Genomic DNA, 13,497 nt, shown 5'->3' on the forward strand with positions numbered 1-13,497 from the left:
AGAAGACGGTGTATGTTTATGTTGGACGATAGATTGATATCTGTCAACTTGGGATTCCTGTGGCCGATGAAAAAATCTGCGCCCGGCCGCGCGCACTGAAATGACCAGGCCCTATTGGTTTGAATTCATGCCTGGCTTAGAAACCTGAGCATCAGGATCTCTCAAACGAACCACGATGCCGGTGAAGATCGACAAGAAGGACGCGCGGGGCATCGCGCAGGTGATGCGGCTTGGCTGGTTCAGAACAGTCCACTGCAATTCTCTTCCCAGCGCGATGGCCATGCATAGGGCCGCGTGTGTCCGCCAAAGGTCGGACATTCCAAGCTGCAGCTCGCGGACTGTGATTGCGACGCGAGCGGGGCCGCGTATCCCAGGTGCCCGGCCCAGACGGGTGACCATAAGTTTGTTATGGTTGAAGCATAGGTTCTGACCCATCACGGCCATGGGGACGACTAAGGTGAACGAAACGGAACTCAAGCTTGAGCTGTCGCCCGACGCGCTCGGGCGGATTAAGGCGTCGCCACTTTTGACAGGCAAGCCTAAAACCATGTCCCAGCGCTCGGTCTACTTCGACACCCCGGACCACAAATTGCGCGCGGCGGGATTTTCCTTGCGGATCCGCACGGTAGACGGAGTGCGGACGCAGACCGTCAAGGCAGACAACGCCAAGTTAGCCGGGCTTTTCGTGCGCCCTGAATGGGAGTTCACAATCTCCAGTGACCTGCCTGTTATCGATCACTCGACGCCAATCAGATCGCTTCTGGAAGACGATGTCGACGCTCTGCAAGCCCGGTTCGATGTTCACGTCGAACGTCGAATGTGGTTGCTCTCGCGCGACGACGCCAAGATTGAAGCAGCGTTGGACATCGGGCGTGTTACTGTGGGCGATCGGGAAACCCGATTCTGCGAGCTGGAACTCGAGCTGAAGAACGGTTCCAGTTCCGCTCTGTTTGATCTTGCCCAGGAGCTGGACGGCTTCGCACCGGTTCGGATCGGCGTGCTGAGCAAGGCAGCGCGTGGCTACAAACTCCTTGGACCTGCCGTCAGTGTGTTCAAGGCGGAGCTCGTCCAACTGGATAAGCAGATCACAACGGCCGCCGCTTTTCAGCAGATCGCTCAGGCCTGCATCAAGCAATACAGGTTGAACGAAGCGGTCCTTCTTGCCGCCAGGGATGCCGAGGCACTGCACCAGGCTCGCGTGTCGCTGAGAAGACTGCGATCGGCGTTCTCCATATTCAAGGACGTCATCGCCGATGATCGATCCGAGCACCTTGGGAGTGAAGCGCGCTGGCTTGCCGGGGTTCTCGGACAGGCGCGAGACATCGATGTCCTCTTGGGCAAGACGGAGTTAGCGGTATTGCGCATTCGCCTGACCGAGGCGCGAGATTCCGCATATGACGAGGTGGAAGCAACGCTGGGCTCACAAAGGGTTAGGGCATTTATGCTGGGTCTTGCCGAATGGATTTCCAACGGTCCCTGGCTGGATGCCGCGGAAACGACGGATCTCAGGCAGGTGCCGGCCGTGGATTTTGCTTCCTCCGCGCTCGAGCGCCTGCGAAAGAAGATAAAGCGAGACGGACGGGCAATAGTCGTCATCGACGACGAAGAGCGCCACAAGGTGCGAAAGGATGCAAAGAAGTTGCGCTACGCGTCCGAGTTTTTCATGCTTCTTTTCCCAGGCAAACGGGGGCGACGACGTCATAAGCGGTTCATAACCATCCTCGGAGAGCTGCAGGACCAACTCGGCGCGTTGAACGACATGGCGGCTGGTTCACAACTTCTTGAAAGGATCGGGCTGGCCGGCGAACCGGCAACGGCATCCCTAATCGCGAAAGGCAACAAGAGGGGCCTGCTTGAGGCGGCCGAAGATGCGTACGTCGATCTTGTGGATGCGAAACGTTTCTGGCGATAGCCCCAACAACGCTCCAGGCCGCTTCCTTAAGGGCGACCTCGACCGGGCTGCCGACCGCGAGGTCAAGCTCGCGATCCGCGCGTCCCCGGTTGACCGAGATCTCGGCAAGTTTCCGCCGTCAGCGTCATGCGGACTTTCAGTTTCTTGCCGCCGATCTGCCCTTCGCACACTGTCTCCTCGATCTTGCTCTGCGAGGTCATGCCGACTTCCTTCAGGAAGGTGCGGATCGCCTGTTGAAGGCGTCTTCGCTCATGGCAGAACTCCTCTGTGTCCGGAAATCATTCCCCGTCATCAAATAGTGCCCTCGGTAAAATCACCGCCTTGTGCAGAGCGCGAGGCACAAGCGGGCGGATGGCTGGCGCGGCTGCGCGTCGCACGAAGGAGATCGCCGGGCCCTTGGTTCGATTCCGTTCACCCCAGGATTTTGGGAAGGGTTATCTAGGCGTTTAGTACCCAGTCATCTCCAGATACCCCCTCCCACCGACGTTGCCGCCGAAGCTAATCGGGCCTTCCCAATACGGTGTGGAAGTAGACATCCATGCTTGGTCGTTCAACGGCCTGGTCGTGACGTCAAAGCCGCGACTGGGAATTCGTATGTTCCAGGCCACTGGAATCTGACGCCCCGCGACCTTGGCAGTCCGGACGGGAGCGATCTGGAGAGCCCCCGCGGGTAAGGGGTCCGGTCGCCCGTCGGCGGTGATCCAGGTGGCGGAGGTATATCCCTCTCCTTCATCTCTGAGACGGAAGCCCATGAGCTTCTCTCCCGTATCGAGATGCAGCGAGAACCAGTCCCAACCGGTCTGGTCTTCCGCGAGCGGCTGTGACGACCACTCGCGGTCAAGCCAAGCCTTCCCCGCGACCTCTACACTCCCGGTGGGTAGCGAAAGCGAGCCGGTCACCGCGTAGAACGGTTGCGAATAGTAGTAGCTGGCCTGTCCCTTCGCTGATTTCACCGAATAGCCGTTATCGCCATGCGGCACGAGCGGGCCGGTGGCCGACAGGCGGAGTTCGTAGCCGAAGTCCTTTGCGGCTGCAGTCACGTTGAGATCGGCCAGCTGATCCGATCCCGGGGTTGCAAGTCCCGTCATCTGCCAGTCATCGATCCAGGCCGCGAACGGCTCCGCGACAACACCAGCCTGCCCCACTCCCCCGCGTGAAATACGTTCTGCCACGAAGTGGTCCTCTGAAGTGGTGACGGCTGCGTGACCCATCCAGATCTGTGGGCTCGACCACTCGCCGGCCTCACCCGGAGCAAGCGCTGACCGGAAAAGGGTCCACTGCGCTCCGTATTGAGTTCCGTCGGGTGCTTCAAGATTGGCCGTTAGATACCACCACTCTATCCGAAAGTCCGGATGTGGGCCGTGGTCGGCGGAAAAACGCAACAGCTGGCCGGGTTGCGGCACCGAAAACCCTTCGGCCGCTGAGCCAAGGCCACCAAAACCCTCGGAGACCGCTTGGCTCCCGGATATGCTGGCCATGGTCGTCGCCGCAAAAGCGATCGCAATCGATCTAACGCTCATTGGCGAATACCTTCAGAAGTTCCGATGGCGTGACTCCGGCCAGCCGGCGAAGCGGGATAAATACGGAAACGACAGCAGCGGCGAGCACGACGAGACCGAGGCGAACCCACTCGTAAGGAAAGATATACATAGGCAGACGCCAACCGAAGGCTTCGACGTTTACCACCGCGAGAAGCACCCACGCCAGCGCTAGGCCGAGGGGCAAGGCGGCAATAAATGTCGCCAGCCAGAGCACCAGCGTTCTCAGAAGCTCAAGAAGAGCGAGATCGCGTCTTGTGACCCCCATGGCCCACACAGGCGCAAGCTGCGGGAGGCGCATTTCCGAAAGCGTGAGGAGGCTCGAGAACATAGCGAATGCTGCAACCCCCAGTGTGAACATGTTCAACGCGCCAGTGACCAAAAAAGTGCGATCGAAGATCCGCCGTGACCGTTCCTTCAGTGCCGCTTGATCGACGACGTTATCGGATGGTAGTCCGAATTCGTCCGAGAGCCTCGATCGTAGGTCCGCAATCTGATCAGGCTGGATCCGCAGACCGTAGCGCAGACGCGAGACCTGCGGGTAGCGAGAGGTCAGCGCATTTATTCCGACGATGACCTCGCCCTTTGGGTTTCCGTAATCCGAATAGACCCCGACAACCGCCGCCTTCCAGTCCCCCGCCAGATCCAGCTCATCGCCGATACGGAGCCGGTCCCGCCTCCAGAACTGTTCGTTGACCAGCACCCCTTGACCGGACGCCACCCGATCCCAGACGTCCGGCATGCCAACGATCAGGGGCCAGTGCTTCCTGTAGGTCGGATCGTCAACGACACCGAAAATCTGCATCGGCTGCCCCCGGATCTCGGCATCTACGCTGGAGATCGGCAACACCGATTCCACCTTCGTTGCGAGCCATGTCCTGAGCCTGTCTGCCTCGCCCTCGTTCCGGGCAGCGACGTAAAGTTCGGCGGCGAGACGTTGGTCGAGCCAGCCGACGAACGTGAGACGGAAGCTCGACACCATGGTTCCAACGCCGACGTTTGCCGCCAGCGCAAGAAGCAATGCCATGAGCGCAAGGGAAAGTCCGGGGAGCTGCTGCCGAGCGTCGGCCCAGAACCACGTGACGAGCGCACGTGAAGACGTCCGCTGCATTACGGTGAGGAATCCGGAGAGCACGGTGGGGAGAAGTAGCGACGCCCCGAGCAGAAGACAGCCAAGGATGCCAAAGCCCGCCTCAAGTCCATCAGCCCATAGAAGAAGAGCTCCCGAGAGGGCTAGCAAAGCCGCCGCGGCCAGCACTTGAATCCGCCGCCCCGCTTGCCACGACCGCCCCCACACCTGGGGTTGGGCCGCCGCGAGCAAAGGCACCCGCATCAAGCGCAACAGGCTCTGTGCCGACGAAACCATTGTTCCGGCCACTGCGATGGCAAAGCCCGAAAGCCACCACTCCGGACGCAGGGAAAGCGTGCCGGGCACGCTGGCTCCGTAAAGTCCTTCAAGGGTCGCGGCCACTCCGGGCAGCAGCAGTGACGCGATCAGATAGCCGATCGCGACGCCGACTGCCCCGGCGGCGAGGGCGAAAAGGGCAAGTTCGGCGAGCAGCAGAACCGCAAGCGCACTCAACGAAACTCCAAGGCAGCGAAGCGTTCTGAAGGTCGGCCGCCGTTGCTCGAAAGCGAGACCGATCGTCGAGTACACGATGAACAGCCCCACCGCGAAGGCGAGAAAACCGAAGGCCGTCAGATTGAGATGGAAGCTCTCGGTAAGATGCTCGACATCGGTTTCTGCATTCGGCTGACGAACTGAGAGCGTTGGAACAAGCTTTTCAAGCGGATCCAGACCGGAACGTTGGCTTTTGGCGATCACAATCCGACTGAGTACGCCCTCTCTTCTTAATAACTTCTGGGCCAAGCCGATATCGGTGAAGGCGGTGCCGTTCAGCATCCGATCCGAAACACGCAGTGCGAGGTCCGTCTGTCCTCGCATTTTTTCCGCTGTTTCGGGAGAGACAACCAGCATGCCCGGAGGCGTGATGAAGGAAAGCAAGTCCCCGGCATTTCCAAGATCGACGGTGTTGGTTTCCGCGGGCATCGTCAGTGGCTCGATGCCGATCACCCTTAACCGGGTGGTTCCGAACCGAAAGTCTCCCTCTAAAACTGGTGACACGATCCAGCCCGCCCGTCTGAGCCGCACGAAGGCGGACTGAGGAATCGGGCGGCCGTTTGGAGAAACCAGGCTGGCCAACCCGTTCTGGTCGAGCACAACCGCGGCGCGGGTGTAGCTTGCGCGGGCCTCTGCGTTGATCGCCTGCACTCCGGACCACAAGGCCGTCGCCAGCGCCAGGCCGGACAAGAGAGCGACGAGCTGCAGCGGTCGTCGTCGCCAGTGGGACAGAAGTGCCGTGGCTGCGGTCCACATCTTCATTCCATCTTCCCGGACCGCAAATGCACCTGCCGGTCGAGCCTATCCGCCAGCCTTTGCGAGTGTGTCACCAGAAGCAGTGTCGATCCGGTTGCCTTCGACAGCGAGAGCATCAGTTCCAGAACAGCGTCTCCGTTGGCCTCGTCCAGGTTTCCTGTGGGTTCATCCGCCAGGAGTAAGCCGGGACGCGCGGCAAGGGTCCGTCCGATCGCTACCCGCTGCTGCTGTCCGATGGAAAGCTGCTCGGGATATCTGGTGAGCAATGTCCCGATTCCTAGGCGGGCCACGAGTTCATTTTCCCACAGGGGATCGTGGCGTCCCGCGAGCTTGGCGTGGAAAGCGATGTTCGCTGCCACATCCAGTGACGGGACAAGGTTGAACTGCTGAAATACAAGGCCGACTTCTGTCCGCCTGTAGGCGGCGCGTTCCCGATCGTTCAGCTTGGAGATGTCTCGGTCCCCGATCACGATCTCGCCTGAGTCTGGACGGTCGAGGCCGGCTACGAGATGCAGGAGCGTGCTCTTTCCGCTACCAGACTCCCCTGTCAGGGCAACGCTGTCTCCCTGGCCGAGATCGAGATTGACCCCTCTCAACACTTCAAGGCGCCCTTCGGCAGTCTCATAGGATTTCCTAAGATTGCTAAGAGCGATCACCATGGTGGCCAAGATCAGGACAATTTCACATATGTAACGCTCCATGGCCGCTTGGAAAGGCCACCTCGAGTTTTGCGAATCGGGCAAACCCCAGCCGAGCTTCGCCACTTCGGCTGCATCGCGGATGGCAGATAGCGCATCGAGGTTCGTCACGGGATAGGCCGAGACGAAGCGTTCGACCGAATACTCCGGAAACTCAGCTTTTAAGCGGACTGCGGTCCTGGCCGCCTCGCCGATTTCGCCCAGGGCCGCATGCGCACGCGCCAGGAACATCAGCACGTCTGGTGACTCCGGGACGCTTCTGTGGAGCGCCGCAATGGCCTCCGAATGCCTGCCGGCGGCGAACAGGAGGCGGCCCTGCATGGCGAAATGTCGGGGCCTCTTCCGGATCATCAGGTCCCGGCTCCTCGATGGGTCGCTCTGGGTTGGGCAGGGTATCGGGGGACATCTGGTGGAACCTCCTCGGGCCTTTTCGGGAATAGGTTCAGTAGGTTTTGTGCTCATGATGGACTCCTTTTCAGGAGGGCAACCGTTACCGCGAACAGGGAGGCGAGGCATGAGCATCGAAACGCGCTCGATTGCGTCTTCGCGACTATGGTGTTGAAGGCAAGATCGGCCTGGAGCCGACGCTCGGCGATTATGTCGCTGTCATGGTTGAAGCCGCAGGGCTCGCTCTGGCTCAACTATGGTAACTGCTACGCCACGACTCCGAACGGGCGGTCGGCCGCGGATGTCATGGGCGACGATCGCACTTTTCGCGACAAGCCGTTCGCGACGGTCGGACCGATTCAGCGCCGGGATAATGGCGGCGAGGGCCACCACCACGATCGCAGAGCGGGTATCTGAAACCCATAGACCTCTGATAGACCTTTGCATGATCCCGAACCGCTCGGCGATCGCCTTGCAGGAGGCCGGTTGGTGGGTTCGCTCAGAAATCATCTGGCACAAACCGGATCCAGGGCGGGCCGACGACGGTGCACGCGAAGGTCTTCCGGCTCACCAAGGGACGAGGAACACAAACTTCCCGAGCAGGATGATTCTGTGTAGCTGGTGCTGCTGCTTCCCGATCGGTACGGATCGCATTGGACTTTTGGGAATCTTCCTGTACGGTAAGTCACCACTGGAGATTTCAATGTTCAGGTCCGCACGCGAGTTCGGCGCCGCCGTTCGGGAAAAACGCAAAGGCCTCGGCTGGACCCAGACCGAGCTTGCCGCTCGCTCAGGCACGGGCGAGCGCTTCATCGTCGAACTCGAATCCGGCAAGCCGAGCTGCCAGCTCGAGAAGGCGTTGATCGTGGCGCGTACCGTCGGCATCGAGATCGGCGATCTCAGGGCAGCCCTGATGACCCCAACCGCACCGGACGATGACCTCGGCTTCCTGCCGACCTTTGGTGAGGGTGGATGACAACCATCTTCTATGAAACCCTTCCCGTCGCGCGCATGACCTTCGAAGGGGAATGGCGGCTCGACTACGATCTTTCTTGGAAAGCACGCCGCTCGGCCTTCCCCGTCTCGCTGACCATGCCGCTGCGTTCAGGCTCCGTCGGCGCCGACAGGCTGCTGCCATGGCTTGCCAACCTTCTTCCGGAAGCACATCTCGCCGAGATCGGCCAGCGTCTGAAAGTATCTCCGCAGGACATTGTGGGCCTGCTTGGTCACATCGGGCGGGACACGGCAGGCGCGCTCTCCATCGGGGAGGCGCGAAAGGCGGGCGTCAACCATGAGCCAATTCCGGATGAACAGGCACTGGAACGGGTACTCAACGAACTTCCGGCCAAACCCTTTCTGGTTGGAGAGCGCGGCGTCTCCATGTCCCTTGCGGGCGTGCAGGAAAAATTGCCGGTCTTCGTCGATGAAGAAGGCAAGATCTCCATACCAGTCGACGGAACGCCGTCGACCCACATCATCAAGCCGGACACCAGACGGCTTGCCGGAAGCGTCGAGAACGAAGCCTTCTGTCTCACCCTAGCACGGGCCTGCGGCTTGGACGCCGCAGAAACAACCATAGGCGCAGCCGGGAAACGACGCTATCTGCTGGTGAAGCGCTATGACCGCTTCACGGATCCGCGAGGCGAGATCCGCAGGCTGCATCAGGAGGACCTCTGCCAGTTGACGGGTCATTTTCCGTCACAGAAATATGAGCGATCCTCGACAGGTCGTGGCGTGACTCTGAAGATGATGTTCGGCGCCGTCAGCGATCTCGTTTCGCCTGCTGAACGCCTGAAGCTTCTCGATGCGGTAATCTTCAACGTGCTGATCTGCAACTCGGATTCACACGCCAAAAACTATTCGATCCTGATCGGTGCTGCAGGATCCGCAAAGATGGCGCCGCTCTACGACCTGATGTGTGCGGCGGTTTACCGCCAGGTGGATCAGAGTTTACCGCAGGCTATTGCTGGACGTTTCCACGCAACTGACTTGAGGCGTTCCGATTGGCAGGAACTGGCCAAGGAGCTCGGAATGAGCGGCGCATCGACCATCAGACGGGTGGAGGAACTTGCTGGACTCATCAGTAGCGCTTGTGAGGACGTCGCGCCGCAAATCGCGGCCATGGCTGGCGATCCGACGGCAGTCCTTGTTCGCATCGTTCATCGCGTTCAGGAGAGATGCAGGCGAATTCTGGCTCAGGCGTGCGGATGATCATCGGATCGAGAAAACTCCTTCGAGAACGGCAAAAATCCCGCTTGGGGCGCAGTTAGGTGCGAAAGCTTTGTGCCTCCCAACACGGCCGCTTAATCCCACTACGCTCTTACCGAGGCAGACGCGATGCCCCGCAGCACGAGCAGAACGAACGCACCCGGCTGACACGGCTCGCGCTCGGACGAGCAAATACAGGTGTTTCATCGAAATATGTACTTGGCGAGAGAGGCGGATTGCACGGGAAGCAACTCGCTGGTACCAACGACGCCCCACCTGGGGAGAATGCCTTTGATTGCCATCGCGAATCTTCCAACCTACCGGCCGTGCCGGCGGAGATGAGCCGTCGCAAGTTTGTGAGCGGCTGACCTTTACCCTGCGTTTCGGCCTGATCGCCAACAATGGTGTACTTTCAAAAGGTGAGAAAAACCATGCTTACAATCCTTACCCCCGGCGCCTTCGACGCGCTGGCGAACGGCGTTGCTCCTATAGGTCTCCGCCTCGTGCAGGACAGCTCCATCGCCTCTCAGGAGGTATTGCGGATGCTGTCCGATCTCAATCGCGGCGTCGACGAGGAATTCAGTCCATCGGCCTGGCTGATCGTTGAGGATGGCGAGGTGGTGGGTCTGTGCTCGATCACTAGGCCGCCTGAGAACGGCGACGTGCATATCGGGTACGGCGTTGCGCCCTCGCGCGAGGGCCGCGGCTATACGACGGCAGCTATTTCAGAACTGCTGAGGTGGGCACGCGGCGATGCGCGGGTCAGAAACATTTCGGCGGAAACGGCTGGGGATAACATCGGCTCGCATCGCGTGCTCGAACGAAACGGGTTCGTTCAATCAGGAGAACGCGTCGATCCAGAAGATGGCCCACTGATCTGCTGGACGATCGCCACCACATAGGTCACAGAGAAGCGTCAGCGCCGTTCCCAGGACGATGCCACCCATCATTGCGTAGGCCATGGGTCCCCAGAAGATCTCGTGCGATTTCGGGATCAACGCCAGGGTTGCCGCCTCAGCGGTGAGCATGATCTGCCGCATACGGTGTTCGGTCGCCTCCACTGGCTGTGAGTCCGTTGAAGAACTTCCGTGTGCGCACTTGGCGGCACGGTTGAGGGTGCTGCGGTTTCCATGTAGCGCACCCTCCTTCACCCGGGCCAGCACCTGTTCACGGTCCTCGGCAAATACACCGTGGTCTTTCGCGATTTATCGCTGACTGTCGAGGGATGGATCCCAAGAAAAGCGGACTATCCCAATGGCGCGCCGTCAAAGCAGGCATCCGGACGCTGCTTGAGCGCTGGATACCTCTTTTGCTGAAAGCGTCGCGGCAAGCAGCTTCAGGCGAATAGCGAATCGATGGAGCTGCCGTTCCTCGCGTATTCGATACTGACCGGTATTTTCGCGGACATGGCGGACTTTCTGCGCCACTCCTCAACTCGCAATTTTACTTGATAAAGCCTGGATACTGCACTTCCTCGCGATTCACGCCTTTCGTATCCAACCTAACCGGAGAGGGCTCCGGCACGTCCGTCATGTACCGATGTGCTATAAGCCAGTCGCGCAAGATGGTTTCGACCGCGTCGACCCGGCCGGCAGGTGGCGGTGAAAGGTCCGGGTCGGTCATGTAGGCCGCCAGTCCGGCTTCGATTTCATCTGGAAGAGGTGGGAAGTCTGCTGAATCGGACATGGTAGGCTCCTCAGGGCTTTAGCAAAGATAACGTGTACCAATTTCCGACTGTCGTTTTGAGGACCGTATCATATGGTGCTGCCATCCGGGACAGAGGCGCCGGGAACTGGCCGATAATGTCGATTGGTTTGAGCTCAAAAAATAGGCCCCAGGAGAGGGGCCTTGCAGAGGTGCAACCTTCGACATGAGTACATATAACACCCTTGCAGCAACAATGTTCCATCGCGGCGGTCGACAAATCACCGTCTCTGTTTTCGCACCCGGAGCACGTTACCGTTGCTGTTGCTGCACTTCTTGCAACGCATGCGTCGTCCAAGTGCCAGGATCGACTGCGTCGTGCCAAACCGACGCGCCAGGTCGTTCCGATCCAGGTGATGTTCTCGGCCGCAGCGTTTGCATTGGCAGAAAAGCTCACACCATTCCGGTAGATTGGCGAAGGTGATTTCTTCCGGTCGTCCGGCTGGTTCCGCATTGCCAGCCGGTACGATCGGGAGGGCGGGGCCTCCGAAGGCATTGGGTCGCTGTATTTCAGCTGGCAGCGATTATTGAAGTTGTTCTTGGTTTTAGAGCAGCCGTTTGCTTGTGCCAGTTGGTCCAAAAGGGAGGGCATAGGCATGTCGCCGACGCGCTCCAGCAGCGCCTTGGCGTCATATTGCTTCTTCATGCCGCATGAACATTCGACTCGAACCTTGGCGACAAGCTCCGATAGCCACCAGGCACCGTTCTTAGGCATTGCCCTTCTTCCACTCCGGCCGATGTTCGTAACCGAGCCACTTCGGGGTGGCCCTTCCGATAGCGAAGTCGAAGCCGCCCCACGTCTTCCAGCCGTGGTGTTCGCCCAGGTGCTTGGCCAGGTCGCTTTCCCCTCTCTTGGTAGCGCCAACCTCGTCGCTCATGCTCAATGCCTTCTGAGTAAATCTGTTCTACAAATGTTCTCATTAAGCAGAGAGTCAACGACCAGATTTGGGGAGGCTCTCCGCATAACTCAAAAAGGGGAGCGCCGAATCGCGGAGCTCAATCGACCATTCGAAGCCGGTAGGTGGCTGGCAATTATCCCAACCACCAAACTCATTCATTTGCTGCCATCGACCCTTCTTGCCGTGTCGAAATTCCTCGCTATTCGATTTGTAGATTTTGAATCGATAGGGGCGCACGACGCGGACAAAGATTACGGATCCATCCTCCGGCATGTCGCCTTTTCGCCATGTGGTGCCGGGCATTTTGATAGCCTCCACCCAATCAATGCGGCTTTGGGGCTATCAGCACGACGCCAGCGCCAAGCTCAAACATTTCTGCCTCAGCATTGATCGAGAGATAGTGGTTTTCGGCCAGCTCGATCAACGCTGATGAGGCCTCTTCGGGCGACCATCCTTTCGATCAAAAACTGGAATTCATCAGTGATCGCCTCCTGGCATTGCAGGTCACGATCGGGGTGAGATTTCGGATGTCTAGGCCCGGCGATTTTCGGCATGGCGTTTCCTCCTGCAGAAGATGTTAGGGCGGCGTTTGCTGTTCGCAAGGTCCCTCTAATGCAAGACGTTCACAATGCAGCTGAAGCAATCCGATTTCCTGAATTCTATCTGTGACGCTTGACGCCAAGGTAATGATGGAGGGACATCTTACGTGTAGTACAGGCCTTTGTTAGGGATCCGGAATGTGAGCAAGCCGAACTATCGGGATATCGCCCGCCTGGCCGGAGTCGGAACTGCAACGGTCGAGCGGGTCGTGAACGGGCGAGGCGGCGTACGCGCTGAGTTGGTCGAGAAGGTCGTTATCGCCGCTCGCTCCCTCAATTACCCCCGATTACCTGCGGACACCCATCGCGGACTGCTGCGCATTGAAGTCTTGTTGGTTCGACCTGAAACGACATTTTACCGCCGGCTCGCTAATGCCTTCGAGAGGATTGCCGAGACACTCGATCCGCTCGTAATCGTGCACCGCACCTTCACTGAAGAAATGAAGTCTGCGGAAATCGCAAGGCGCATCATGTCTACCGAAATGACGCGCGCAGGTCTGATCTTGGCCGCTCCCAACAATCCAACGATCAGCGCGGCGGTAGAAGCCGTTGTGGAGCGGGGTCTCCCGGTCGTCCATGTTGTAACGCGTGCCTCTGAGACGAAAGGTGAGTTCGTCGGCATTGACAACTACGCTGCCGGACGGACTGCGGCGCATCTCATTGCTCGAATGACCCGGGCAAAGGGCTCGGTCGTTGCCTTGTGCCATCCCATCTATCAGGTGCACCGCGAACGCATCCGCGGGTTCTCCGATTACTTTCACGAGCATCCTGGTTCGATCGCCTTCGAATGGCTTGGGTTCACACGTGATGACGAACTTTATAGCGCGGAGACTTTGGTCAACGCGCTCAAAATCTATCCCGACCTCGTCGGGCTCTATAACGCCGGGGGTGCAAATTCCGCACTGATTGACGTGCTGCGCCGAGATCCCCGCGGTCGGGACCTGCTGTTCGTCGGTCATGAGCTGACAGACTATACGCGCAAGGCCCTGCGTGATGGGATCATGGACGTGGTTTTGGATCAGGCACCGGAGGCACAGGCCCAGCGGGCGCTCGACCTCATTCTGCGACGCATCGGCCTGACGTCGATCGAGCCGGATCTCGCTCCAATCCGCTTCATCACCATCACCCCTGAGGGGCTTTGATCTAATCAGATCAAACGAACTTTCGGAATCCAA

At 59.3% G+C, this 13,497-nt stretch carries 12 protein-coding genes and 4 pseudogenes; 6 read left to right on the forward strand and 10 right to left on the reverse strand.

What is annotated here, in order from left to right:
* Positions 1 to 169: 169 nt before the first annotated feature.
* Together ASD03_RS40415 and ASD03_RS11390 are read left to right on the forward strand one after the other, a co-directional pair.
* Positions 170 to 271: pseudogene (locus ASD03_RS40415) on the forward strand (IS110 family transposase); the annotation flags it as partial.
* Between the two features lie 186 nt (positions 272 to 457).
* Positions 458 to 1,912, forward strand: a complete 1,455-nt coding sequence (locus tag ASD03_RS11390; protein ID WP_200957319.1) for a CHAD domain-containing protein — start codon at positions 458 to 460, stop codon at positions 1,910 to 1,912.
* Positions 1,913 to 1,974: 62 nt separating this feature from the next.
* Here the strand turns inward: ASD03_RS11390 and ASD03_RS38850 are convergent.
* The 5 genes and pseudogenes from ASD03_RS38850 to ASD03_RS41255 all read right to left on the reverse strand — a co-directional run.
* Positions 1,975 to 2,165: pseudogene (locus tag ASD03_RS38850) on the reverse strand (DUF6494 family protein).
* Between the two features lie 193 nt (positions 2,166 to 2,358).
* Positions 2,359 to 3,432, reverse strand: coding sequence for a lipocalin-like domain-containing protein (locus tag ASD03_RS11400; protein WP_057208264.1), 1,074 nt, complete (start codon positions 3,430 to 3,432; stop codon positions 2,359 to 2,361).
* Positions 3,422 to 5,833: an ABC transporter permease gene (locus ASD03_RS11405; protein WP_057213570.1), complete on the reverse strand. Its 2,412-nt coding sequence runs from the start codon at positions 5,831 to 5,833 to the stop codon at positions 3,422 to 3,424. Before ASD03_RS11405 ends, ASD03_RS11400 begins: the two co-directional genes overlap by 11 nt.
* Positions 5,830 to 6,486: an ABC transporter ATP-binding protein gene (locus ASD03_RS11410; protein WP_057208297.1), complete on the reverse strand. Its 657-nt coding sequence runs from the start codon at positions 6,484 to 6,486 to the stop codon at positions 5,830 to 5,832. Before ASD03_RS11410 ends, ASD03_RS11405 begins: the two co-directional genes overlap by 4 nt.
* 195 nt (positions 6,487 to 6,681) lie before the next feature.
* Positions 6,682 to 7,047: pseudogene (locus ASD03_RS41255) on the reverse strand (tetratricopeptide repeat protein); the annotation flags it as partial.
* 568 nt (positions 7,048 to 7,615) lie between these two features.
* On the opposite strand from ASD03_RS41255, the gene ASD03_RS11420 reads away from it, so the two are divergent.
* The 3 genes from ASD03_RS11420 to ASD03_RS11430 all read left to right on the forward strand — a co-directional run bounded on the left by ASD03_RS11420 (position 7,616) and on the right by ASD03_RS11430 (position 10,022).
* Positions 7,616 to 7,888, forward strand: a complete 273-nt coding sequence (locus ASD03_RS11420) for a helix-turn-helix domain-containing protein (protein ID WP_057213574.1) — start codon at positions 7,616 to 7,618, stop codon at positions 7,886 to 7,888.
* Positions 7,885 to 9,123 (forward strand): type II toxin-antitoxin system HipA family toxin, encoded by a 1,239-nt coding sequence (locus tag ASD03_RS11425; protein WP_057208272.1) that lies wholly within the window; start codon positions 7,885 to 7,887, stop codon positions 9,121 to 9,123. Before ASD03_RS11420 ends, ASD03_RS11425 begins: the two co-directional genes overlap by 4 nt.
* A gap of 398 nt (positions 9,124 to 9,521) precedes the next feature.
* Positions 9,522 to 10,022, forward strand: coding sequence for a GNAT family N-acetyltransferase (locus ASD03_RS11430; protein WP_244494247.1), 501 nt, complete (start codon positions 9,522 to 9,524; stop codon positions 10,020 to 10,022).
* Here the strand turns inward: ASD03_RS11430 and ASD03_RS40420 are convergent.
* The 5 genes and pseudogenes from ASD03_RS40420 to ASD03_RS11445 form a co-directional block, all read right to left on the reverse strand.
* Positions 9,960 to 10,181, reverse strand: a pseudogene (locus ASD03_RS40420) (hypothetical protein); the annotation flags it as partial. The gene ASD03_RS11430 and the pseudogene ASD03_RS40420 sit on opposite strands and share 63 nt — an antisense overlap.
* Positions 10,182 to 10,563: 382 nt before the next feature.
* The gene (locus ASD03_RS11435; protein WP_057208276.1) at positions 10,564 to 10,806 is read right to left on the reverse strand and encodes a hypothetical protein; all 243 of its coding nucleotides are present in this window, start codon (positions 10,804 to 10,806) and stop codon (positions 10,564 to 10,566) included.
* 10 nt (positions 10,807 to 10,816) lie between these two features.
* Positions 10,817 to 11,539: a hypothetical protein gene (locus ASD03_RS40425; RefSeq protein ID WP_244494248.1), complete on the reverse strand. Its 723-nt coding sequence runs from the start codon at positions 11,537 to 11,539 to the stop codon at positions 10,817 to 10,819.
* On the reverse strand, positions 11,532 to 11,702 hold the full coding sequence (locus ASD03_RS39940) for a hypothetical protein (RefSeq protein WP_164474915.1): 171 nt from the start codon (positions 11,700 to 11,702) through the stop codon (positions 11,532 to 11,534). The genes ASD03_RS40425 and ASD03_RS39940 overlap by 8 nt, the downstream gene beginning before the upstream one ends.
* A gap of 54 nt (positions 11,703 to 11,756) precedes the next feature.
* Positions 11,757 to 12,026 carry a hypothetical protein gene (locus ASD03_RS11445; RefSeq protein ID WP_146160918.1) on the reverse strand — a complete coding sequence of 90 codons (270 nt, stop codon included), beginning with the start codon at positions 12,024 to 12,026 and terminating at the stop codon, positions 11,757 to 11,759.
* A gap of 436 nt (positions 12,027 to 12,462) precedes the next feature.
* Between ASD03_RS11445 and ASD03_RS11450 the strand changes: the two genes are divergently transcribed.
* Positions 12,463 to 13,464 (forward strand): LacI family DNA-binding transcriptional regulator, encoded by a 1,002-nt coding sequence (locus ASD03_RS11450; RefSeq protein WP_057208279.1) that lies wholly within the window; start codon positions 12,463 to 12,465, stop codon positions 13,462 to 13,464.
* The last annotated feature ends 33 nt before the right edge of the window (positions 13,465 to 13,497 follow it).

Origin of the sequence: Ensifer sp. Root127 (genome assembly GCF_001425225.1) — a bacterium.
Classification (GTDB): domain Bacteria; phylum Pseudomonadota; class Alphaproteobacteria; order Rhizobiales; family Rhizobiaceae; genus Ensifer; species Ensifer canadensis.